Source organism: Roseivivax sp. (assembly GCF_054552075.1).
Window position 1 is genome coordinate 66,958 of the sequence record NZ_JBTOLZ010000002.1, and the last position, 21,832, is coordinate 88,789.

Annotated in this window: 18 protein-coding genes; 7 read left to right on the forward strand and 11 right to left on the reverse strand. The window is 70.1% G+C overall.

Translation table 11 applies throughout. The features are described 5' to 3' along the window. The first annotated feature begins 232 nt into the window (after nucleotides 1-232). Nucleotides 233-1,822: an ABC transporter substrate-binding protein gene (locus tag ACX938_RS01865; protein ID WP_459429752.1), complete on the forward strand. Its 1,590-nt coding sequence runs from the start codon at nucleotides 233-235 to the stop codon at nucleotides 1,820-1,822. 836 nt (nucleotides 1,823-2,658) lie between these two features. Here ACX938_RS01865 and ACX938_RS01870 read toward each other — a convergent pair. The 10 genes from ACX938_RS01870 to ACX938_RS01915 all read right to left on the reverse strand — a co-directional run bounded on the left by ACX938_RS01870 (nucleotide 2,659) and on the right by ACX938_RS01915 (nucleotide 13,806). Further along, the gene (locus tag ACX938_RS01870) at nucleotides 2,659-3,330 is read right to left on the reverse strand and encodes a glutathione S-transferase family protein (protein ID WP_459429753.1); all 672 of its coding nucleotides are present in this window, start codon (nucleotides 3,328-3,330) and stop codon (nucleotides 2,659-2,661) included. 50 nt (nucleotides 3,331-3,380) lie between these two features. Continuing rightward, nucleotides 3,381-4,136, reverse strand: a complete 756-nt coding sequence (locus ACX938_RS01875; RefSeq protein ID WP_459429754.1) for an SDR family NAD(P)-dependent oxidoreductase — start codon at nucleotides 4,134-4,136, stop codon at nucleotides 3,381-3,383. Between the two features lie 68 nt (nucleotides 4,137-4,204). Continuing rightward, complete coding sequence (locus ACX938_RS01880; protein WP_459429755.1) at nucleotides 4,205-5,353, reverse strand: M24 family metallopeptidase; 1,149 nt, start codon at nucleotides 5,351-5,353, stop codon at nucleotides 4,205-4,207. Then, entirely contained in the window at nucleotides 5,329-6,507 is a 1,179-nt protein-coding gene (locus ACX938_RS01885; RefSeq protein WP_459429756.1) for an ABC transporter ATP-binding protein, read from the reverse strand. Before ACX938_RS01885 ends, ACX938_RS01880 begins: the two co-directional genes overlap by 25 nt. Further along, nucleotides 6,504-7,478: an ABC transporter ATP-binding protein gene (locus tag ACX938_RS01890; RefSeq protein ID WP_459429757.1), complete on the reverse strand. Its 975-nt coding sequence runs from the start codon at nucleotides 7,476-7,478 to the stop codon at nucleotides 6,504-6,506. Before ACX938_RS01890 ends, ACX938_RS01885 begins: the two co-directional genes overlap by 4 nt. A 7-nt stretch (nucleotides 7,479-7,485) precedes the next feature. Beyond that, a complete protein-coding gene (locus ACX938_RS01895) occupies nucleotides 7,486-8,376 on the reverse strand; it encodes an ABC transporter permease (RefSeq protein WP_232752113.1) in 891 nt (296 codons plus the stop codon). Further along, nucleotides 8,373-9,350, reverse strand: a complete 978-nt coding sequence (locus tag ACX938_RS01900; protein WP_459429758.1) for an ABC transporter permease — start codon at nucleotides 9,348-9,350, stop codon at nucleotides 8,373-8,375. Before ACX938_RS01900 ends, ACX938_RS01895 begins: the two co-directional genes overlap by 4 nt. A gap of 27 nt (nucleotides 9,351-9,377) precedes the next feature. Continuing rightward, nucleotides 9,378-10,985, reverse strand: a complete 1,608-nt coding sequence (locus ACX938_RS01905) for an ABC transporter substrate-binding protein (protein ID WP_459429759.1) — start codon at nucleotides 10,983-10,985, stop codon at nucleotides 9,378-9,380. Nucleotides 10,986-11,140: 155 nt separating this feature from the next. Next, the gene (locus tag ACX938_RS01910; protein WP_459429896.1) at nucleotides 11,141-12,583 is read right to left on the reverse strand and encodes an NAD-dependent succinate-semialdehyde dehydrogenase; all 1,443 of its coding nucleotides are present in this window, start codon (nucleotides 12,581-12,583) and stop codon (nucleotides 11,141-11,143) included. 101 nt (nucleotides 12,584-12,684) lie between these two features. Further along, complete coding sequence (locus ACX938_RS01915) at nucleotides 12,685-13,806, reverse strand: NAD(P)/FAD-dependent oxidoreductase (protein WP_459429760.1); 1,122 nt, start codon at nucleotides 13,804-13,806, stop codon at nucleotides 12,685-12,687. Between the two features lie 94 nt (nucleotides 13,807-13,900). Between ACX938_RS01915 and ACX938_RS01920 the strand changes: the two genes are divergently transcribed. Genes ACX938_RS01920 through ACX938_RS01930 form a run of 3 tightly spaced genes read left to right on the forward strand, consistent with a single transcriptional unit; the run spans nucleotide 13,901 to nucleotide 16,795 of the window. Beyond that, complete coding sequence (locus ACX938_RS01920; protein ID WP_459429761.1) at nucleotides 13,901-14,734, forward strand: sugar phosphate isomerase/epimerase family protein; 834 nt, start codon at nucleotides 13,901-13,903, stop codon at nucleotides 14,732-14,734. 22 nt (nucleotides 14,735-14,756) lie between these two features. Further along, a complete protein-coding gene (locus tag ACX938_RS01925; RefSeq protein WP_459429762.1) occupies nucleotides 14,757-15,695 on the forward strand; it encodes a dihydrodipicolinate synthase family protein in 939 nt (312 codons plus the stop codon). Then, nucleotides 15,692-16,795, forward strand: coding sequence for an NADH:flavin oxidoreductase/NADH oxidase (locus tag ACX938_RS01930; RefSeq protein ID WP_459429763.1), 1,104 nt, complete (start codon nucleotides 15,692-15,694; stop codon nucleotides 16,793-16,795). The genes ACX938_RS01925 and ACX938_RS01930 overlap by 4 nt, the downstream gene beginning before the upstream one ends. A 179-nt stretch (nucleotides 16,796-16,974) precedes the next feature. Here the strand turns inward: ACX938_RS01930 and ACX938_RS01935 are convergent, their stop codons facing one another. Further along, nucleotides 16,975-17,736, reverse strand: coding sequence for an SDR family NAD(P)-dependent oxidoreductase (locus tag ACX938_RS01935; RefSeq protein ID WP_459429764.1), 762 nt, complete (start codon nucleotides 17,734-17,736; stop codon nucleotides 16,975-16,977). A gap of 88 nt (nucleotides 17,737-17,824) precedes the next feature. Here ACX938_RS01935 and ACX938_RS01940 point away from each other — a divergent pair, with 88 nt between their 5' ends. From ACX938_RS01940 to ACX938_RS01950, 3 genes are read left to right on the forward strand one after another with little or no spacing between them, the layout of a single operon-like run. Next, the gene (locus ACX938_RS01940) at nucleotides 17,825-18,760 is read left to right on the forward strand and encodes a 3-hydroxyacyl-CoA dehydrogenase NAD-binding domain-containing protein (protein WP_459429765.1); all 936 of its coding nucleotides are present in this window, start codon (nucleotides 17,825-17,827) and stop codon (nucleotides 18,758-18,760) included. A gap of 3 nt (nucleotides 18,761-18,763) precedes the next feature. Continuing rightward, nucleotides 18,764-20,422, forward strand: coding sequence for a 2Fe-2S iron-sulfur cluster-binding protein (locus tag ACX938_RS01945; protein WP_459429766.1), 1,659 nt, complete (start codon nucleotides 18,764-18,766; stop codon nucleotides 20,420-20,422). Continuing rightward, complete coding sequence (locus tag ACX938_RS01950) at nucleotides 20,415-21,536, forward strand: NAD(P)/FAD-dependent oxidoreductase (RefSeq protein ID WP_459429767.1); 1,122 nt, start codon at nucleotides 20,415-20,417, stop codon at nucleotides 21,534-21,536. Before ACX938_RS01945 ends, ACX938_RS01950 begins: the two co-directional genes overlap by 8 nt. Nucleotides 21,537-21,832 lie beyond the last annotated feature (296 nt).

Genomic DNA, 21,832 nt, shown 5'->3' on the forward strand with positions numbered 1-21,832 from the left:
CCGTCCCAGGCGCGGTGCCGCGCCCTGGGGCCTTCGGAGATCGGGGGTGTCGGTGCCGCCACGCGCAGAGCCTCGGGTTTTCGCGAAATTTGTCCGCATTACGAACAAAAGTTCTTTCAATGTAAAGGCCGCCGTGACTAGAGTAAAAATATTTTACCGACCGCGGCATCCGCCGCTTCCCGTGCCGCATTCCGGGCCCACCGGGCGGCCAGCCGACAGAGGAGGCTACTTGATGAACGTGCTGATCCGAAACCTGACCGCCGCGCTGACCGCGCTGGCGCTCGCCGGGGGGCCGGCCTGGGCCAAGACCCCCGACGACGTGCTGGTGGTGGCGCAGAACATCGACGACATCGTCGCGCTCGATCCCGCCCAGGCCTATGAGTTCACCTCGAGCGAGATTGCCACCAATGTCTACGACCGGCTGGTGCAATACGACGCCGAGGACACCACCAAGCTCGTCGGCGGCCTGGCCGAGAGCTGGGAGATGGACGAAGAGGCGCGCAGCATCTCCTTCACCCTGCGCGAGGGCGTGACCTTCCATTCCGGCAACCTCGTCAGCGCCGAGGACGTGAAGTTCTCCTTCGAGCGGGTCGTGACCCTGAACAAGAACCCGGCCTTCATCCTGACCCAGTTGGGCTGGACCCCCGAGAACATCTCGGAGATGGTCACCGGCGAGGGCCGCGAGGTCACGCTGCGCTACGACGGCGACTTCTCCCCGGCCTTCGTGATGAACGTGCTGGCCGCCCGGCCGGCCTCGATCGTGGACAGCGCGCTGGTGCGCGAACACGCGGTCGACGGCGACATGGGCAACGCCTGGCTGAACCAGAACTCCGCCGGCTCCGGGCCCTTCAAGCTCGAGACCTACCGTCCCTCGGAACTGGTGCGCCTGACGGCCAATCCCGATTACTACAAGGAAGGCCCCAAGATCGGCTCGGTGATCATCCGCCATGTCGCCGAGGCCGCGACGCAGCAGCTGCTCCTGGAGAACGGCGATGTGGACATCGCCCGGAACATGACCCCCGAACAGGTCGCCGCCCTGCCCGAGGAGGGCTTCGAGGTCGGGGAATACCCCCAGGCCGTGGTGCATTTCATCGCCTACAATCAGAAGACCGAGAGCCTGACCCACGAGGCGCTCTGGGAGGCTTCGCGCTACCTGATCGACTACGAGGGTCTGACCAGCACGCTGCTCGACGGGCAGATGGAGGTCCACCAGGCCTTCTGGCCCAAGGGCTTCCCCGGCGCGCTCGAGGAGACGCCCTTCAGCTACGACCCCGAGAAGGCCAAGTCGATCCTCCAGGAGGCCGGCGTCGAGCTGCCGATCACCGTGGAGCTCGACGTCTTCAACTTCGCGCCTTTCACCGACATGGCGCAGTCGATCCAGGCGAGCTTTGCCGAGGCGGGGATCAACTTCGAGATCGTGCCCGGCACCACCGCGGCGATCATCACCAAGTATCGCGCGCGCGAGCACGAGGCGGTGATGCTCTACTGGGGGCCGGACTTCAACGATCCGCATTCCAACGCCAAGGCCTTTGCCTATAACGCCGACAATTCGGACGACGGCTATGCCTCCACCACCACCTGGCGCAACGCCTGGGCGGTGCCCGAGGAGATGAACAAGAAGACCATCGCGGCGCTGAACGAAAGCGACCCCGAGGCGCGCGAACAGATGTATGTCGAGCTGCAGCGCGAGGTGCAGCAGACCGCGCCCTTCATGATCATGTTCCAGGCGACCCTGCAGGTCGGCATGGCCGAGAAGGTCCAGGGCTACGTGCATGGCGCCAGCGCCGACCTGGTCTTCTACCGCCTGGTCGAGAAGGACTGAGCTCTCCCCCGCCGGGCGGCCCTCCACGCCGCCCCGGGCCTCCGCCCCGGCGCCTCAAGCGAGAGGCCCGGGGCTTTTTTGTGGGAAGCTAGGATGGGGCGCGAGACCGCGACGGCTGCGCGGGCAAGACCTTCCCGCCGGCGCAACCGCCCATCCAAACGCCCCCCGCAGAAGCCATCCCCACCACCCTCACAACAAGCCCCACCAGAGGGCGCGCGCCGGACCGGGGGCCGGCGCTGCTGACGGGAGAGATGCGCGCTTTATCCACGCAAGGTCAGGACGAAGGGTGAGCTGAGCGCGCCATACCAAAGAGCGCCGGCCCAAGGGGCCGGTCCGGCGCGCGCCCGGCATCTTCGGTGCTGTTCGGGCGCAAGAGGTGGCACGGTCGGCGAGAATGGGCGGAAGCTGACAGGGCGTTTGCCCCCTGAGATCGGAAATTCCGCTGGGAAAGCGCAACGCTCGAGCTTTCGCCACACCTCTCAAGCAGACCTCTGCCCGGTCGAAACCCGTCACACCCGAGGGCGCGCGCCGGACCGGGGGCCGGCGCTGCTGACAGGAGAGCGATGCGCTTTATCCACGCAAGGTCAGGGCCAAGGGTGAGCTAAGCGCGCCATTCGCAGGAGCGCCGGCCCAAGGGGCCGGTCCGGCGCGCGCCCGGCATCTTCGATGCTGTTCGGGCGCAAGAGGCGCGGGCGGGCTATGGACCGCGCGCTGTCCAGACGGCCGCTGCGTGACCCAGTGTCGGGCCCTCGCCGCCGCCTCCAGTGTCAGACTCCGTCGTCCCCTCCAGTGTCAGGCCCCCGCCGCCCGCTCCAATTCCAGGCTCTCCCCCCCCTTCACGCAAAAATCTGCGGATACATGTGCCGCACCGCCTCGTCGTCCATCTCGGTGCGGAAGGGGAACTTCCCCGGCAGCGCCAGCGCCCGCTGGGCCGCCTCGCGGGCGTTCAGACGCTCCATCAGGCGGGCGATGTTGGGGAACTCGGCCACAGCCTCCTCGCCCAGCATGAAGGGGATGCGCGGGGCCCAGCCCCAGACCGCCATGTCGAGGATCGTGTAATCCTCGCCCATCATGAAGGCCTGGCCCTCGAGCCGGGCGTCGATAATGCCCCAGTGCCGCCGCGCCTCGTAGCTGTAGCGCTTCTCGGCATAGGCGCTTTTCTCGGCGGCGAAATGGCGGAAATGCACGCATTGACCCGAGTAGGGGCCGACGCCGCTGGCGATGAAGAACAGCCAGGAGAGCATCTCCCCGCGCCGGGCGGGATCGCCGAGGAACCGCCCGGTCTTCTCGGCCAGGTGCAAGAGGATTGCGTTGCTGTCGAAGACCGGCTGCCCTTCGTCGAGGATCGCCGGCACCTTGGCGTTGGGATTGATCGCGCGGAAGGTCGCGCTGTGCTGCTCGCCGCGCTTGGTCTCGACCGGCACGGGGCGGTAGTCGAGCCCGCTTTCCTCGAGGAAAAGCGCCACCTTCATGGGGTTCGGCGCGGCGTTGAAGAAGAATTCGATCATCGGGGAAATCCTTGCGGTCTTGAGGGGGAATGGAGGGCAGCTCTGCGGTCTCAGGCCAGCCCGGCCTCGACGGGCAGGCAGATGCCGGTGATGCCCGCGGCGAGCGGGCTCGAGAGGAAGGCCGCCGCATGGGCGACATCGGCCTCGGTGGCGAGGCGTCCCAGCGCGGTCTCGCCCGAAAGCGCGGAGAGCGCGCTCTCGAGGCTCGGGCCCCCGGCGGCGGCGCGGGCGGCGATCCGGCCCTCGAGCGCCTCGGTCAGGATCGGGCCCGGCGCCAGCGCGTTGACCCGGACGCCCTCTCGCCCGAGATCGAGCGCGGCGGCCCGCGCCAGCCCCAGGACCGCGTATTTCGTCGCGGTGTAGAGCGCCTGGTCGGGATGCGCCCGGTAGCCGTTGATCGAGGCCATGAGCAGGGCCGAGCCCTGCCCCGCCCGCGCCAGATGCGGGGCGGCGCATTTCAGGCAAAGCGCCACGCCGCGGACGTTCAGCCCGAAGACCGCGTCCCATTCCGCGAGGTCCAGCGCCGCGATGCGCCGCCAGGGCGGCACACGCCCGGCATTGGCGACCAGGATATCGAGCCCGCCAAGTCCGTCGAGAATGCGTGTCAGCGCCGCCTCGGCGCCGGGGTCGGTCAGGTCGAGCGCATGGGCACCCCAATCCTCGGGCAGCGCGGCGGCGGCCAGCGTGTCGGGCAGGTCCAGGACCTCGATCCGGGCGCCGGCCCGGGCCAGTGCCACGCCGATCGCCCGGCCGAGCCCGCGCCCGCCGCCGGTGATCAGCGCCCGTTTCCCGCCGAGATCGATCATTGGCCCCGCTCCCCTTGTCCTTGCCCCGGAGGCCAGGCCGCGGCCCGCCCCCCGGGGGATGTTTAGCGTCACTCGATGACGATCAGCTCCTGGAAACCCGTGGTCAGCGCCTCGCCGCCGCCGGGGCGGGCGACCACGCAGTCCTCGACCCGGGCCGAGACGCCGACCTCCTGGAAGATCGAGGGCTCGATGGTGAAGATCATGCCCTCTTCCACCGGGGTGGTGTCGCCATGGGTGAGGAAAGGCGGCTCGTGCACGTCCCAGCCGATGCCATGGCCCAGCCGGTGGCGGAACTTGTCGCCGTAGCCCGCATCGACCAGCACGTCGCGCGCGGCCTTGTCGACCGCCTCGCAGGTGGTCGCCCCGGCCTTCAGCGCCGCGATGCCGGCGCGCTGGCTCTCCATGATCAGCCGGTGCACCAGGACCTGCTCCTCGCTCGGCGCGCCGATCGAGACGGTGCGCCCGAAATCGTAGCACATCCCGTCGAGCACCGCGCCGAAGTCAAACAGCACCGAGACCGGCGGCGTCAGCTTGCGCGGCCATGTGGCGAGCTTGTCGCCGAAGTTCAGCGGGTGGTTCGGCCCGGAGTTGTAGAGCCCGGTGGTGAAGGAGGGCCCGAGCGAGCCGTGCTTTTTCATCTGGTAGTCGATCTCGGCGGCGACCTCGAGCTCGGTCATGCCGATCTTCATCTGCTTGACCGTCGCGTCAAAGGCCGCCTCGGTGATCCGCCCCGCCTCGCGCAGCTTCTCGATCTCGTCGGCGTCCTTGATCACCCGCATCGGGCGCAGCAGCGCGGTGCCCGAGGCGAAGCGCACGCCCGGCACCAGCTTCTGCAGCTCGATCAGGCTTTCGGCCTCGGCGTCGTCGCTGACCGCGATCACCGCGCCCTCGCCGATGCCCAGGTCCTTGAGGATGCCCGAGACCATCTTCACCGGGTCGTCCCAGTCGCCCAGCACCCGGACGTCCATGCCCTCGGTGCCGCCGGCGGCGCCGAACTCGGCGGTCATGCGCGGCAGGGTCAGGATCGGCTCGCGGCCCGGCGCCAGCCAGCAGCCCTCGAGCCACATGCCGGGGTGCAGGTTACGCCCGTAGTTGGGGATGTCGCGGTGGATGCCGGTCAGGTAGTCCAGGTCGGTCCCCATGGGGAAAAAGACCAGATCGGCCTTGCCGTCGATCGAGTTGCGGAAACGGCTCATCCGGTCGGTGTAGCTGGCCACGCTGTCTCTCCTTCTGTGTCTGTCGCGTCGGTTTGGGATGGGGCGCCCGCGAGATGGCAGGCGGCCAAGCGGCCCTGCCCCATGTCGCGCAGCGCCGGCGGTTCGCTCACGCAGCGCGCCACGGCAAGCGGGCAGCGGGGATGGAAGGCGCAGCCCGAGGGCGGATCGAGCGGCGAGGGAATGTCGCCCTCGATCGGGGCGAAGACCTTGCGGCGGCGGTCGAGCCGCGGCACGCCCTCGATCAGCGAACGGGTGTAGGGATGGGCGGGGTCGGAAAACAGCGCCTCGGTCGGCCCGCTTTCGACGACCCGCCCGAGATACATCACCAGCACCCGGTCAGCGATATGCTCGATCACCGCGAGGTCATGCGAGATGAACAGATAGGTCAGACCAAATTCGTCGCGCAGGTCCATGAACAGATTGAGGATCTGCGCCTGGATCGAGACGTCGAGCGCCGAGACGGCCTCGTCGCAGACTAGGATCTCGGGGGTGACGGCCAGCGCCCGGGCGATGCCGATGCGCTGGCGCTGGCCGCCCGAGAACTCATGGGCGAAGCGGTCGCGGTAGCCCGGGTCGATGCCGCAGCGCTCCATCATGTCCTGGACATAGGCGCCGATCTCGCCGGGCTTGGCGATGCGGTGGACGCGGGGGGCCTCGCCGATCAGGTCGCGCACGCGCTTGCGCGGGTTGAGCGAGGCATAGGGGTCCTGGAAGATCATCTGCATCGGCAGGGCGGCGCCGCGGTCTTGGGTCTCGGCGCCGGTCGGCCCGGTGCCGCGGTCCTGGGTCTGGGCGCTGGTCGCCCCGGTGCCGTTTGCTGTCCCGCCGCCCACCGGCGAAGCGGCCACACCGCCCTGCCCCGCAGCCCCTGCGCCGCGCCCCGGCGCGGCCGCGCGCGGCAGATCGAGCCGCCCGGCGCTTGGCGGCAGAAGCCCGGCGACCATGCGGCCGAGCGTGCTTTTCCCGCAGCCAGATTCCCCCACGACGCCCAGCACCTCGCCGCGGTGCAGATCGAAGCTCACCTCCTCGACCGCGCGCACCACCGGGCGGGGCTTGGCCAGCCCCAGCCGCATCAGCCCGCGCGCCACCAGGTCGCCCCCTCCGCCGAAATGCCGGGTCAGCCCTTGGGCTCTCAGGATCACCTCGCCGGTCATGCCGCACCTCCCGTCAGCGGGTAGAGGCAGCGGGCCATGCGGCCTTCCCCGGCGGGGGTCATGGCGGGCATGGCCTCGCAGGCGGCCTGCGCGCGCGGGCAGCGCGGGGCGAAGGCGCAGCCGGGCGGCAGATCGGTCAGCGCCGGCATCCGCCCGGGGATCTGCGCCAGCCGCGCCTGCCGCCGCCCCGGCGTCGGCACCGAGGCGATCAGCCCCTGGGTATAGGGATGGGCGGGATCATCGAGCAGGTCGTCCATCGCGCCGATCTCGACGATGCGGCCGGCGTACATGACCGCGATCCGGTCGGCGAGCCCGGCCACCACCGACAGATCGTGGCTGATCCAGATCAGCGCCGTCCCGCGCTCGCGGCAGAGCCGCTGCACAAGCGCCAGGATCTGCCCCTGGATCGTCACGTCGAGCGCCGTCGTCGGCTCGTCGGCGATCACCAGGTCGGGCGCGTGCAGGAGCGCGATGGCAATCGCCACCCGCTGCCGCATCCCGCCCGAGAGCTGGTGCGGATAGGCCTTGAGCCGCGCCTCGGGCGAGGGGATGCCCACCTGGTCGAGCGCCGCGATGGCCCGGGCGCGGACCTCGGCCCGGCCAAGCCGCTCATGCGCCAGAAGCGCGTCGCGGATCTGGGTGCCGATGCGCAGCACCGGGTTCAGCGTCATCATCGGGTCCTGGAAGATCATCGCCACCTTGGCGCCGCGCACCCGCCGCATCGCCTCGGGGCCGAGGCGCAGCAGGTCCTGCCCGTGCAGCAGCACTTCGCCGCCGGTGACCCGCCCCGGTGCGGCGATCAGCCGGGTGATCGAGAAGCCGGTCAGCGACTTGCCGGAACCGCTTTCGCCCACGAGCCCCAGGATCTCGCCCCGGCCGAGCGAGAAGGAGACGTCGCGCAGGGCCGGGATCTCTCCGGCGGCGGTGAAGAAGCCGGTGTTCAGCGCTTTCAGGTCCAGAACCGGTGCCATGGCCCCCTCAGAGTTTCGGATTGAGCACATCGCGCAGCCGGTCGCCCAGGACGTTGGCGCTGATGATGATGGCCAGAAGCACCAGCCCCGGCAGGACCGAGATCCAGTAGCGGCCGGATTGCAGGTAGTCGAAGCCGTTGGCGATCAGGAGGCCCAGCGAGGGCCGCGTCGGCGGCAGCCCGAGCCCCAGGAAGGACAGCGTCGCCTCGAGCGAGATCGCCATGGCCATCTGCATGGTGCCCACGACCAGCATGGTCGGCAGGCAGTTGGGCAGGATGTGCCCGAAGAGGATGCGCAGGCCCCCGAGCCGGAGCCCCCGCGCCGCGTCGACATATTCCCGCGCGCTTTCCACGAGCGCCACGCCGCGCACCGTCCGGGCGAAATAGGCCCATTGCACGACCACCAGCGCGAAGATGATCTTGTCCACCCCGCGCCCCAGGATCACCAAGAGGATCAGCGCCACGAGGATGGTCGGAAAGCTGAGCTGCAGATCGACGATGCGCATCAGGAGCGTGTCGACCCAGCCTCTCCGGTAGGCGGCGGTGAGCCCGACGAGCGTGCCGAAGGCCAGCGCCAGCAGCCCCGACAAGAGCCCCACGATCAGCGAGATGCGGATGCCGTAGAGCATCGCCGAAAGCATGTCGCGCCCCTGCCCGTCGGTGCCGAGCCAATAGGTCATGCCGGTGAAGCTTTCGGAGCCGGGCGGCATCAGGCTGTCGAGGATGTCGACCTGGGTCAGGTCATAGGGGTTCTGCGGCGCGAAGAGCGGCGCCCCAAACCCCAGGAGGCAGAAGCCCAGGAAGACCGCCAGCGCGAGGGCCGCGCCGGGATCGGCGAGGAAGCGCGCCGCGAGGTCGCGGGCCGAGCCCGCGGGCGCCATGGGACGGGCGCCGCTCATCGCTCCTGCCCTCCGAAGCGGATGCGCGGATCAAGCACCGAGTAGAGGATGTCGACCAAGAGGTTCAGAATCACGAACATGAAGACGACGAAGATCAAGTAAGCGACGATCAGCGGCCGGTCGAGCACCGCGATGGCGTCGATCAGCATCTTGCCGACACCGGGCCAGCTGAAGATCGACTCGACCACCACCGCGAAGGCGATGACGCCGCCGAACTCCATGCCCAGCACGGTGACGATGGGAATGAGGATGTTCTTCAGCACATGCACCCCGAGGATGCGGCTTTCGCGGATGCCGCTGGCGCGGGCGAACTTGATGTAATCCGAGAACAGCACCTCGCGCATGCCCGCCCGGGCCAGCCGGATCACCATGGCCATCATGATCAGCGACAGCGTCAGCGCCGGCATGACCAGGTGGTGCAGCCCGTCGAGCGTCAGGAAGCTCAGCTCCAGCCCGCCGAGGTCCACCGTCTCGCCGCGCCCGACCGAGGGCATCCAGCCCAGCTGCACCGAGAAGACCAGGATCATGATCAGCCCGATCCAGAAGACCGGCAGCGAGAAGGCCACCATGGAGAAGGCCATGATGAGTTTTGCGCCCCAGCCCTCGGGGCGGAGCCCCGCGTAGATGCCCAAGGGCAGCCCCGCGCCGAGCGCCAGCACCAGCGCCGCGAAGGCCAGCTCCAGCGTCGCCGGCAGCCGCTCGAAGATCAGCGCCAGCGCCGGGATGCCATGGGTGAAGCTTTTCCCGAGGTCGCCCTGCAGGAGGTTGCCGAGGAAGGTCAGATATTGCTGCCAGATCGGCCGGTCGAGGCCCAGGTCCTCGATGATCGCCGTCAGGCAGGCCTGGTCGCATTCGGACGAGGCGAAGATATAGACCGGGTTGCCGATCACGTTCACGCCGAAGAACACCAGAAGGGTCATCACGAGCAGGACCAGAAGGGCCTGCAACGCGCGCCTGATGATGAACTCCGCCATGCTCTTCGCCTCGTCCTTCGGTTTCGATCAGTCGACGCGGCTGATCTCGGTGGCCAGCGTGCGCTCGTTGGTGCGCGGCTGGTGCTCGAGGCCCGCGCGCATCGCCCAGTTGTTCACCTGGAAGTGCAGCGGGATGTAGGCGTAGTCGGCCATGCCGATGCGGATCGCCTCCTGCAGGATGCCGCGCCGGGTGTCGGGGTCGATGGTGCGCTTGGCCAGGACCGAGCGGGCGTCGATCTCGGGGTTGGAATAGCGCCCGAAGTTGCCGTTCCCGCCGCCGGTCGCGGCGTTGTAGGTCTCGAGCGTGCCGGAGACCGTATAGGTCGCCTCGCCCGCCACGGTGCCCCAGCCGGTCATCGACATGGAGAACTCGGGCACGTCAAAGCCCGGCATCGACAGCTCGTCGCCGCGGATCAGCCGCGAGAAAAAGATGTTGCGCGGCATGGCGTCGACCTCGGTGGTGATGCCCACGCGGCTCCACATCTGGGCGACCGCCTCGAGGATGCGGGCGTCGTTGATGTAGCGGTCGTTCGGACCGTGCAGCGTGATGCGGAAGCCCTCGCCGTAGCCGGCCTCTTCCAGCAGCGCCTGCGCCGCCTCGGGGTCATAGGGATCGGCCTCGAGCTCCTCGACGTAGCCGAAGAAGCCCGGCGGCACGATGTTCTTGGCCGGCAAGGAGGCGCCGCCCATGATCCGGTCGCGGATGGCCTCGCGGTTGACCGCCAGGCTCAGCGCCTTGCGCACGCGCCAGTCGCGCAGCGGGTTCGGCACCATGACCTCGCCGTCATTGTCGGTGATGAAGGGCTCGACGTGCTTGTAGCCCGGCATCAGGTAGATCAGCCGGTCCGAGGGGATCGTCGAGACGGTGAAATCGGGATCCTCGCGGAGCTGCGGCAGGTCCACGGTGGGCGGGTAGTCGATGATGTCGACGTCGCCGTTCAGGAGCGCCGCGAGCCGCGAGGCGTCCTGGGTCACCGGGCGGAAGACGACCTGGTCCCAGGCGACCTCACCGCCCCACCAGTCGGGGTTCTTCGTCACCGTGACGCGGCTGCCGGGGCTGTATTCCTCGAAGAGGAAGGGCCCGGTGCCGATCGCCGCCTGGCCGGAGTTGAAATCCACCGATTCCGTGACGCCGCGGGCCGCGTGCTCGGCCACGATGGGCAGCATCGCGAGGTCCTCGGCGACGGTCGGATAAGGCCCGTCGGTGGTGATATGGATGGTGTAATCGTCGATCTTCTCCCAGGACTTCGAGCCCTTGTCGAGCTGGAAGGCCGGCGAGGCGGGCGCGCCGGAAATGCCGCCCTTCAGCCGGTCGAAGGTGAAGATCACGTCGTCGGCGGTGAAGCTTTCGCCGTCGTGCCAGCGCACGCCCTCGCGCAGCTTGAACTCCCAGGTGGTCTCGTCGAGCGGCTCCCAGGAGACCGCGAGCCCGGGCACCGGCTGCGAGGCGCTGTCGAGCGCCACGAGCTTCTCGAAGATATGCTCCTGCACCTGCAGGTCGGCGGACAGCTGGGTCCAATGCGGATCGAGGGAACTGGCCTCGGACCGCACCCCGATGGTCAGAACGTCTTGCGCTGACAGCGGCGCAGCCGCCAGCAGCGCGGCGCACAGCGCGCCGGGCATCCATGGACGCATGGAAGGTCTCCTTGTTGGACAATGGCGGCGCACGGAGGGTGCGGCGCGTCTGATTTCGCGGGGCGGTTCAGTCCGCCCTCTCTCAGTAAAACTTTTTTAATGGACCTCTCAGATTCGGTCCAGAGATTTTTACTATACGAACTTATGTGCGAAAATTACGCGAGACCGCCGATGCAGGTGTATTTCGTCTCGAGGTAGTCATCGAGGCCCTGCCAGCCGCCTTCCTTGCCCAGCCCGGACTGTTTCAGCCCGCCGAAAGGCACCTCGGGCGAGACGATCAGCACCTCGTTGATGCCGATCAGCCCGTATTCCAGACCGTCCTGCAGCCGGAAGGTCCGGGCGAGGTCGCGGGTATAGGCATAGGCCGCCAGCCCGTATTCGGTGTCATTGGCCAGGCGCAGCGCCTCCTCCTCGGTCTCGAAGCGGTAGACCGGGGCGACGGGACCGAAGATCTCCTCGCGGGTGACGCGCATCTCGGGCGTCGCATCGGCGATCACCGTGGGGGCGTAGAAGAGCCCGCCGCGGGCGTGGCGCGCGCCGCCGGTCAGCACCCGGCCGCCCGCCGAGACCGCGTCGGCGACCAGCTCCTCGATCTTGGCCAGCGCCTGGGCGTCGACCATGGGGCCCTGCTCGGCGCCCGGCTCCTGGCCCGGGGCGACCTTCATGGAGGCCGCGCGTTCGGCCAGCCGCGCGACGAAGGCGTCATAGATGCCCGCCTGCACGTAGACCCGGTTCGAACAGATGCAGGTCTGCCCGGCGTTGCGGAACTTGGCGATCATCGCGCCCTCGACCGCCGCATCGAGGTCGGCGTCGTCGAAGACGATGAAAGGCGCGTTGCCGCCCAACTCCATGGAGACCGTCTTGACCGTGTCGGCGGCGCCGCGGATCAGCTCCTTGCCGATCTCAGTGGAGCCGGTGAAGGTCAGCTTGCGCACCTCGGGGCTGTCCATGATCGCCTGGGCGATCTTCCGGGCCGAGCCGGTCACGATGTTAACCACGCCCGGCGGAAAGCCCGCGCGTTCGGCCAGAAGCCCCCAGACAAGCCCGCTGTAGGGCGTGGCCGAGGCCGGCTTCACCACCACGGTGCAGCCCGCCGCCAGCGCCGGGCCGAGCTTGCGGGCCAGCATCGAGGAGGGGAAATTCCAGGGCGTGATCGCCGCCACCACGCCGACCGGATGGCGCGTGGTCAGAAGCTTGCGGCCCGGCACTGCCGCGGGGATCACCTCGCCCCGGGCGCGGCGGACCTCCTCGGCGAACCAGAGGACGTAGGCCGCCGAGGACAGCACCTCGGCCTTGGCCTCGGCCAGGGGCTTGCCCTGTTCGGCGGTCAGAAGCGCGGCAAGCGCGTCGGCATGGGCGACGATCTCGCGGTGCAGCGCGCGCATCAGCTCGGCCCGTTCGGCGACGCTTTTCGCGGCATAGGCGGGGAAGGCGCGATGGGCGGCGGCGATGGCGCGGCGGGTCTCCTCGGTGCCGCTGTTGGGCACGGTGCCGATCACCGCGCCGCTGGCGGGATCGGTGACCTCGAGGGTGCCGCCATCCTCGGCGCCGCACCAGCGCCCGTCGATCAGATTGGCCTCGACGCGCAGTTCCGACATCTCCATCACGCACCTCATTTTGCGAAGCAATGCTATTATGTGAACTTATGTTCGCATAGCGCACTTACCGCGTGCAGGCAACGACCTTCTGTCACGCCCGCTCACAGCGCGAAGGGCGTCAGGTCCACCTTGGGCTCTTCGCCCAGCGCCAGGGCCGCGATCGCCTCGGAGACCGCGGGCCCGGCAGTGAAGCCCATCCAGGGAAAGAGGTTCAGGAAAAAGCCCGGCACCTGCGGCACCTCGCCCAGGATCGGGCGCCAGTCGCGGGTGCCGTTCACCATGGCGGCCCAGCTGCGCAGGATCTCCACGCCGGCCACCGCGGGCACCAGCTTCGCCGCCAGCGCGAGGTTGCGGATCATCGAGCGGTGATCGACCACCGGGCTGCCGCGCAGCCGCGCGGGCCAGCCGCCGCCGATCAGGAAGCCGCCCTCCCTGGCCTGTTTCAGCGTCAGCTTCTCGTCGGTGAAATAGAGAAGCCAGGGCAGGATCGGCGGGCGCCGCTCGGTCACCGCGACCTGGATGGCATGGGCCTCGATCGGCACTTCGACCCCCACCAGCCGCGCCACGTCGGCGGCATGGGCCCCGGCGGCGTTCACCACCTTCTCGGCGCGGATCTCGCCCGCGGTCGTGGTCAGCGTGAAGCCGCCCTGCCCTGGCGAAATCGCGCTGACATGGGCGTCGCGGATGAGCCGGGCGCCCGCCTCCACCGCGCGCTTGGCGAAGAGCGGCGCGACCTTGAAGGGATCGGCCTTGCCCTCGATCGGGCAGAAGGCGCCGCCGACCATGCCGGGGGCCAGGAAGGGCGCGCGCTCGGCCAGCTCCGTGGCCGACCAGAGGTCGACCTCGAGCCCCGCCGCCCGCTCGATCCCGGCCTTCACCTCGAGCGCCCGCAGGTCCGCCTCGGAGCCCGCCACCATGAGCCCGCCCCTGCGCACCAGCCCCAGGTCGCCGCCCAGCTCCTGCTCGAGCTCGGCCCAGCGGGCGATCGAGGCGCGGAACAGCGGCAGCGTCGCCGAGAAGCGCCGCGCCCAGTCGGCGCCGAGGCTGCGGAAGGGATCAAAGGGGATCTGCGCGTGGATCGAGCCCGCGTTCGACCCCGAAGCCCCGAGGTTCACGTCGCGCCGCTCGATCAGCGCCACGCGCGCGCCCGCGCGGGCGGCAAAATAGGCCGTGGCGCTGCCTGCTAGCCCGCCGCCGATGACGGCCAGGTCGAATCTCGGCATGGATCAGAATCCCGTTGAATCCGAACTTTTGTCCGATATACTAACTTTTGTCCGCATAATGAACAGTTCAATTTGTCCGACAGGAGATCCCCAAATGGCCGAACTGCAGGTCGCCGCGAGCACCTTTCCCTTCCTCTATTCCATGTCCGGGCTCGACGCGCTGAAGCATCTGCACGAGCTCGGCTACCGCAAGTTCGAACAGATGATCTTCCCGCCGCACACCTGGCCTGCTGATATGAGCGGCGATGACCGGCGCGCCTACAAGTCCTGGCTCGACGGCGAGGGCTGCGAGATCACCAGCTTCTGCTACCCGCTGATCGACAACAACCCCAACGCCCCGGACCGGCTGATGCGGCAATACACGCTCGACCGCTACTTCGAGGCGGTGGACCTCTCGGCCGAGCTGAACTGTCCCTATGTGGTGATGATCCCCGGCGTCTACGGCGGGCTGATCGACCCGCCGAAGGCCTGGCTCGACGAATGGTTCGTGGAAAGCGCCCAGGCGGTGGTGGCCCATGCCAAGGACACCGGCGTGCGCATCCTTCTCGAGAACGTGCCCTTCACCCACCGCCCCTCGGCCGAGGACATGAAGGAGCTTTGCGGCATGATCGGCGACATCGGGGTGAACTTCGACGTCTGCAACTCGGTCTACATCCAGGAGGACGCCGCCGCCGCGATCCGCATGCTGGGCGACCTGGTCGAGAACGTGCACCTTTCGGACACGCCGGCGGATGTCTTCAAGCACGACAAGCTCGGCACCGGCATCGTCGACGTGAAGCCCTCCTTCGAGGCGCTGCAGGACATCGGCTACGACAAGATGACCGTGCTCGAGATCATCACCGACGCCAACCTGCCCGGCGTCGACCCCGACGGCGACATCATCGCCAGCCACGCCATCCTGGCCGAGGCCGGCTGGGCCGCCCTCTGACCCCCCCGCGCCGGAGAGAGACATGAAAGAGTTCCGCGGAAGCTATTCCGTCAACGTCACCCCCTTCACCGCCGATGGCAGCGCCGTCGACCTCGAGGCGAACCGCCGCTTCCTCGACTGGCAGATCGCCCAGGGCGTGCCGGGGGTGATCCTGCTGGGCACCACGGGCGAGTTCCTGACCCTGACCGACGCCGAGCGCGCGGCCTATGTCGAGGACAGCGTGGCCCATGTGGCGGGCCGGATCGACGTGCTGGTGGGTGCCTCCAACGCCCATACGCCGACCGCCGCGCGCTACGCCCGCGAGGCCGAGGCCGCCGGGGCCGACGGGCTGATGATCATCCCGCCTTATTACTACACCCCCACCGAGGACGAGATCCTGGGCTACTATGATGGCATCACCGCCACCTGCGGGCTGCCGATCATGCTTTACAACAACCCCTTCACCTCCAATGTCGACATGTCGGCCAAGCTGGTCGGGCGCCTGACCCGGACCTTCGACACGGTGCGTTACATCAAGGAAGCCTCGATGGATGTCGCCCGAGTCTACGACATCGTCGAGGAGACCGACGGGGTGATGAACGTCTTCGCCGGCGAGCGCATCGTCGAGAGCTTCCTCCTGGGTGCCAAGGGCTACGTGAACCCCTTCGGCAACTACATCCCGCGCGCCTCCACCCGGATCTGGGAGATGCTCGAGGCCGGCCGGATCGAGGACGCCAAGCGCATCCAGCGCCATATCACCGTGATCGAACACACCATCGCCGAGGGCCATCCGACCTATGGGCACCAGTGCTACTCCAAGGCGCTGGCGGCGGCGGCGGGCTACCCGGTGGGCGACGTGCGCCCGCCGCTCACGCAGTTCGCCGCGCTCGGCGCCGAGGGCGAGGCCCGCGCGGCCAAGCTCAAGGGCATCATGGACGAGATGGACCGCCTGATGGACGAACTGGAAAGCAAGGCCGCATGAGCGAACTGCCTCTCTTCACCCCCTTCTCGCTGCGCGGCGTCACCTTCCGCAACCGCGTGGTCATGGCGCCGATGTGCCAGTACCAGGCCATCGACGGGCTGCCCAACGATTGGCACCGCGCCCATCACGGGCGCTATGCCACCGCCGGGCTGGGGGGCGCGATCGTGGAATCGACCGGCATCAGCCCCGAGGGCCGCATCAGCCCCGGCTGCACCGGGCTTTACAACGACGCCCAGGTCGCGGCCTGGAAGCCGATCACCGCGCTCTACCGGCGCGAGGGCATCCCTGTCTTCGCCCAGATCAACCACGCGGGCGGCAAGTCCTCGACCATGCGGCCCTGGGACGGCGGCGGCCCGCTCGATCCCGCAAGCAGCGAGCCGCCCTGGCAGACCTACGCCCCCTCGGCGGTGCCCGCGCGCGAGGGCTGGCATGTCCCGAAGGCGCTGGAGCTGCCCGAGATCGAGGCGATCGTCGCGGATTTCGCGGCGACCGCGCGGCGGGCGCTGGCGGCGGGCTTCGACGGCGTGGAGATCCACGGCGCCCATGGCTACCTGCTGCACAGCTTCATGTCGCCCTATTCCAACCGCCGCAGCGACGCCTATGGCGGCACGCTCGAAGGCCGGATGCGCCTGCCCATCGAGGTCGCCCGCGCGATCCGCGACGCGGTGCCGGCCGAGACCCCGGTCCTTTACCGCGCCTCCTGCGTCGACGGCGAGGGCGGCGGGCTGACGCTCGATGACAGCGTGGCGCTCTCGGCGGCGCTGAAGGAGGTCGGCGTCGACCTGCTCGACGCCTCGGGCGGTGGCATCCCGGCGGGCATGCGGCTTGCCGAACAGAAGCCGGTGCCCGGCTTCCAGGTGCCCTTCGCCGAGCGCATCCGCGCCGAGACCGGGCTGCCGACCATGGCGGTGGGCATGATCACCGATCCGGTCATGGCCAATGCGATCGTCGCCGAGGGCAAGGCGGACCTGGTGTCGCTGGCGCGCGGGCTGTTGCGCGATCCCGCCTGGCCTTATCACGCCGCCGAGGCGCTGGGGCATCCCGAGCCCGCCTCGATCCTGCCGAAGCTCTATGCCTTCTACCTGAAGCTGGCCTCCTGAGCCCCTCGGGCAGCGCCGGGCCGCGCGGGAGCACCCGCCCGCGTGGCCCGGTGTGTGAAGGTGCGGCTTCTGCGCGGGGCGCGTTCTGTGCGCCCGCGGAAAAGACAGCGCCGGCCCGATGCCCCGGGCCGGCGCTTTGTCATTGGGCCTTTCGGGGGCGCCCTGCCCCCGCGCCCGCCTCAGCGGATGTAGCTCGCCCCGTTCACGTCCAGCGTCGCCCCCGAGAGATGCCGGCACCGCCCCGAGAGGCAGAAGGCCGCCAGCGTCGCGATGTCCGAGGGCGGCACGAATTCCCCCATGACCAGCCGGTCCTCGACCACCGCGCGGCCGCCCTGGCTTTCGGCGAAATCGCGCGACATCTGCGTGTCGACCACGCCCGGCGCGATGATATAGGTGCCGATCCGGTCGCGTGCATGGCCCGTCGCCACGGTCTGCAGCGCCGCCTTGAAGGCCGCCTTGGAGGCCGCATAGGCGATGGTGCGCGGGTTGGTGACGCCCTTCTGCGCGGCCCAGCTCGAGATGCCGACGATCTCGCCGCCGCCGGTGTCGCGGAAGTGGCGCACCGCCAGCCGCAGGAGCCGCGCGGCGGCGAAGACATTGACCTGGAAGGTCTCGGCCCAGATCCGCTCCCAGGCGTCGTCGCCGTCGTCGATGCCGCCGTCGAAACGCATCACCGCGGCGTTGTTCACGAAGCCGTCGAGCCGCCCCACCGCCGCCAGCGTGTCGGCGAAGAGCCGGTCGGCCCCGCCCTCCGCCGCTAGGTCGGCGGAAAGCGCGATCCCCTGCCCCTCGGGCAGCCCCGCGATGGCCGCCTCGGCCCCGGCGCGGTCGCCGCCGTAATGCGCCACCACCCGCGCGCCCTGGGCGCCCAGCTCGCGCGCGATGGCCTGGCCGATGCCCTTCGAGGCCCCGGTCACAAGTATTGTCTTTCCTGCCAGCATGACTCACCCTTTTCCCCTGCGCCTCGGTTGACGGCGACGCATATTTCGCACAAATGTTCACATAACGAACACCCGAAGGCCAGACAAAATGCCAGACGCTCCCTCCGTCCTGATCCTCGGCGCAGGCCCCATCGGGCTCGGCTTCGCGGCGGCCTGTGCCGCGGCGGGCTGGGCGGTCACGATCTGCGATCCCGACGCCCGCGCCCGCGAGGCCGCACCCGCGGGGCTGGCCCGCCAGGCCGAGGCCATGGCCCGCGCCGAGCTGCCCGTCGGCGGGCTCGAGGGCGTGCAGATCATCGCCGACCTGCCTCCGCGCATCGAGGCCGCGCTGGTCCTCGAGGCCGGGCCCGAGAAGACCGAGGTCAAATCCGCGATCTTCGCCGACCTCCTGTCGCGCAGCGGCGCCGACACGCTTCTGGCCACGACCTCCTCGGCGATCCCGATCTCGGCGATCCTGCCCGCGCCCGAGGCGCAGCGCCGCGCGCTTGTCGCCCATCCCGCCAACCCGCCGAGCCTGATCCGCGTCCTCGAACTGGTCCCCGCCCCCGGCACCGCGGCCGAGAGCCTGTCCCGCGCGGCGGAGCTTTTCACCGAGGCCGGCTTCGACCCGGTGGTGCTGGGCCAGGAGCTGCCCGCCTTTGTCTTCAACCGCCTGCAGTCCGCGCTCCTGCGCGAGGCCTACCGGCTGGTCGAGGAAGGCGTGGTGGATGTCGCCGGGCTCGACCGGCTGGTGCGCGACGGGCTCGGCCCCCGCTGGGCGCTCTCGGGGCCCTTCGAGACGGCGGATCTGAACACGAAAGGCGGCGTGCGCGGCCATGCCGAGCGGCTGGGCCCGGCCTATGCCGCCATCGGACGGGCGCGCGGCGAGACCCATCCCGACTGGCCCCCGGCGCTGGTTGACCGGGTCGAGGCGGCGCGCAGGGCGCTCCTGCCCGAGGACCAGCTGCCCGCCCGCCGGGCCTGGCGCGAGCGCGCGCTGGCGGATCTTTTGCGCGCCCGCCGCGCCATCCTGAAGGAGGCCTGAGCCTTGGACCGCATCAGCTTCACCTTCGACGGGCAGGAGGTCTCCTGTGCGCCCGGCAGCTCGCTTGCCGCGGCGCTGACCGAGGCCGGCGTCCGGGGCTTCCGCGAGACCGAAAAAGGCAAGCCTCGCGGCATCTTCTGTGGCATGGGCGTCTGCCAGGACTGCCTGGTCAGCGTCGACGGACGCCCGAACCAGCGCGCCTGCATGACCGCCGCGGCGCCCGGCATGGCAGTTACCCCGCAGCCTGCGCGCCCTGCCCTGACCGCCCCGCCCGCGGTCAGCCGCAGCGCGCATCGGCTCACCCCGCGCGTCCTCGTGGTGGGCGGCGGCGCGGGCGGGCTTTTCGCCGCCATCGCCGCCCGCGAGACCGGCGCCGAGGTGGTCCTGCTGGACGAGCGCAAGGTGCCCGGGGGTCAGTATTTCAAGCAATCCGCCCGGCCCGAGGCCGCGCCGCTCGACGCCCAGCAGGCCGAAGGCCAGGCGCTGGTCGCCCGCGCCCGCGACGCCGGGGTCACCATCCTGCCCGAGGTCACCGTCTGGGGCGCCTTCGACGGGCCCGAGATCCTCGCCGCCGACCCCTCGTCGGTCTATGCCATCCGCCCCGGCGCGCTGATCGTGGCGACCGGGGCCTACGAGCGCCCGGCGATGATCCCCGGCTGGACCCTGCCCGGCGTGATGACCGTGGGCGCGGCGCAGACGCTCTGGCGCAGCTACGGCGCGCTGCCGGGCGCGCGGGTGGCGCTCTTCGGCAATGGCCCCCTGGTGGCCCAGGTGGCGCTGGAGCTGGCCGAGGGCGGGGCCGAGATCCCGCTACTGGGCGAAAGCGCCCCGGCGCCCTGGCGGCGGCCCCTGGCGAGCCTTGCCATGATGCGCCGCGACCCGGGGCTGGCGCGCAAGGGCCTCTCGATGCTGGCCGGGCTGAAACGGCAGGGCATCGCGCCCCGCCACGACCTGCGCCCGACCCGGATCGAGGCCGCGCCCGCGGGCGGGCTTCTCGTGCATTACGAACAGGGCCGGCACAGCGGCCGGATCACCGCCGACGCGGTCTGCCTGAACTACGGCTTCCAGCCCCAGAACGAGATCCTGCGCCTGCTCGACTGCGCGATGACCTATGACGCGCGTTTCGACCAGCTCCGCCCCGAGCGCGCACCGGACTGCCGGACCTCGATCGCCGGGGTCTACGCGGTGGGCGACTGCTGCGGGCTGGGCGGCGCGCCGGCGGCCGCGCTCGAAGGCCGGATCGCGGGCCGCGCGGCGGCGGGCGGCCCGGGCCCCAGCGCCGGAGAGGCCGCGACGCTGGCCCGGCACCGCGCCTTCCAGGACGCGCTCTGGCGGGTCTACGACAGCCCCGCCCCGCCGCTCGAGGAGGCCGCGCCCGAGACCCTGGTCTGCCGCTGCGAGGAGGTGGAGAAAGCCGCACTCGACGCCGCGCTCTCCGACGACCCGCATGACATCGGCGCCTTGAAACGCGCCACCCGCATCGGCATGGGCCGCTGCCAGGGCCGCTATTGCGCGCCCGCCTTGGCCGGGCTCATGGCGCGGCGGCGCGGCACGCCCATGGGCGATCTGTCCTACTTTGCCCCGCGCGTGCCGATCAAACCCGTCGACATCGCCACGATCACCGCCGCCGAGGCCCTGCTTGCGGAGGAGACCGATGGCTAGGCCCGACCTCCTGGTCGTCGGCGGCGGCATCACCGGGCAATGCGCCGCCCTTTCCGCCGCGCGCGCGGGCGCCCGGGTGGCGCTGGTCGACCTGGGCCTGAACGCGGGCTCCACCGCCAATGCCGGCAGCCTGCACGTGCAGATGCAGAGCCGCTTCCTGCGGCTGAACCCGCATCTGGCGGAGAACCTGGAAAGCTCGCTGCCGCTGTATCTGTCGGCGGTGAAGGCCTGGGAGGCGCTCGACGCCGAGCTGGGCGGGGTGGAGCTGACCCGCGAGGGCGGGCTGATGCTGGCCGAAAGCGAGGCGCAGCTCGCCTTTCTCGAGGAGAAGGCCGAGCGCGAGCGCGCCAAGGGTCTCGACGTGGAGATCCTGGGCCACAACGCGCTGCACCGCATGGCGCCCTGGCTCTCGGAGGAGGTCATCGGCGCCGAGCTTTGCCGCGACGAGGGCAAGCTCAACCCGCTGGTGGCCAACCGCAAGATGCGCGCCGCGCTGGAGCGCGCGGGCGTGGAGATCCGCCGCGACCGGATCACCGCGCTGGAGGACGGCGCCGCGCCGGCGGCGCTTGGCACCCGGCGGCACGCGGCGGGGCAGATCCTCCTGGCCACCGCCTGGGGCACCTCGGCGCTCTTGGCGAGCACGGCTGTTCGTATCCCGACCCCGCCCGAGCCGCTGCACATGAACATCACCGAGGCCGGCGCCTATGAGATCCACCACCTCGTGCAGCACGCCGAGCGGCCGATCACGCTCAAGCAGTTCCGCTCGGGCCAGGTGGTGATCGGCGGCGGCTGGGAGGCCCGGCTGGCCGAGGGCGCGGGCGCGCCCGGCATCCGCAAGGAGAGCCTTCTGGGCAATGTGGCGCTCGCCGCCCGGATCGCGCCGGGGATCGGCGGGCTGAGAGTGCTGCGGACCTGGGCGGGCTACAACACGCCGGTGGACGGCAAGGCGACGATCGGGCCGCTCGAGGCGGGAAGCCGCATCCACCTCGCCCTGCCCGGCGACGCGGGCTATACGCTGGGGCCGGTGGTCGGCCAGAGCGCCGCGGCCCTGGCGCTTGGGGGCGAGGTGCCGATCGACGCGGCGCCCTACAGCCCGGCGCGCTGGCGGGGGTGAGGGGTGCCGAGCGCCGACTGGGGGCCCTTGGGGCGTGAGGGTTGGCTTGGGCGGTGGGATTGAGGGCGCGGGGGATCCCGGTGCGTGGTGAGGTTTCCCGGCATTGAGGTCGTGGGCCGAATAGCTCCGGAAACCTAGAGGCCCCTGAAGCCCGGAGCCTCAGCCATCCGGCACCCTAGCGGCCTAGAAACTAAGAAACCCATAGGGCCCCAAGACCCAACCACCCCACAAGCCCCCCTCGCAACCCGCCTCAACAGAGGGCGCGCGCCGGACCGGGGGCCGGCGCTGCTGACCTC

Coding starts and splice junctions, on each gene's coding strand:
- ACX938_RS01950 (WP_459429767.1), top strand. CDS start 20,415: ATGGCTAGGCCCGACCTCCTGGTCGTCGGCGGCGGCATCACCGGGCAA.
- ACX938_RS01910 (WP_459429896.1), bottom strand. CDS start 12,583: ATGTCGGAACTGCGCGTCGAGGCCAATCTGATCGACGGGCGCTGGTGC.
- ACX938_RS01915 (WP_459429760.1), bottom strand. CDS start 13,806: ATGCCGAGATTCGACCTGGCCGTCATCGGCGGCGGGCTAGCAGGCAGC.
- ACX938_RS01875 (WP_459429754.1), bottom strand. CDS start 4,136: ATGATCGATCTCGGCGGGAAACGGGCGCTGATCACCGGCGGCGGGCGC.
- ACX938_RS01865 (WP_459429752.1), top strand. CDS start 233: ATGAACGTGCTGATCCGAAACCTGACCGCCGCGCTGACCGCGCTGGCG.
- ACX938_RS01935 (WP_459429764.1), bottom strand. CDS start 17,736: ATGCTGGCAGGAAAGACAATACTTGTGACCGGGGCCTCGAAGGGCATC.
- ACX938_RS01890 (WP_459429757.1), bottom strand. CDS start 7,478: ATGGCACCGGTTCTGGACCTGAAAGCGCTGAACACCGGCTTCTTCACC.
- ACX938_RS01925 (WP_459429762.1), top strand. CDS start 14,757: ATGAAAGAGTTCCGCGGAAGCTATTCCGTCAACGTCACCCCCTTCACC.
- ACX938_RS01920 (WP_459429761.1), top strand. CDS start 13,901: ATGGCCGAACTGCAGGTCGCCGCGAGCACCTTTCCCTTCCTCTATTCC.
- ACX938_RS01940 (WP_459429765.1), top strand. CDS start 17,825: ATGCCAGACGCTCCCTCCGTCCTGATCCTCGGCGCAGGCCCCATCGGG.
- ACX938_RS01930 (WP_459429763.1), top strand. CDS start 15,692: ATGAGCGAACTGCCTCTCTTCACCCCCTTCTCGCTGCGCGGCGTCACC.
- ACX938_RS01895 (WP_232752113.1), bottom strand. CDS start 8,376: ATGAGCGGCGCCCGTCCCATGGCGCCCGCGGGCTCGGCCCGCGACCTC.
- ACX938_RS01900 (WP_459429758.1), bottom strand. CDS start 9,350: ATGGCGGAGTTCATCATCAGGCGCGCGTTGCAGGCCCTTCTGGTCCTG.
- ACX938_RS01885 (WP_459429756.1), bottom strand. CDS start 6,507: ATGACCGGCGAGGTGATCCTGAGAGCCCAAGGGCTGACCCGGCATTTC.
- ACX938_RS01870 (WP_459429753.1), bottom strand. CDS start 3,330: ATGATCGAATTCTTCTTCAACGCCGCGCCGAACCCCATGAAGGTGGCG.
- ACX938_RS01905 (WP_459429759.1), bottom strand. CDS start 10,985: ATGCGTCCATGGATGCCCGGCGCGCTGTGCGCCGCGCTGCTGGCGGCT.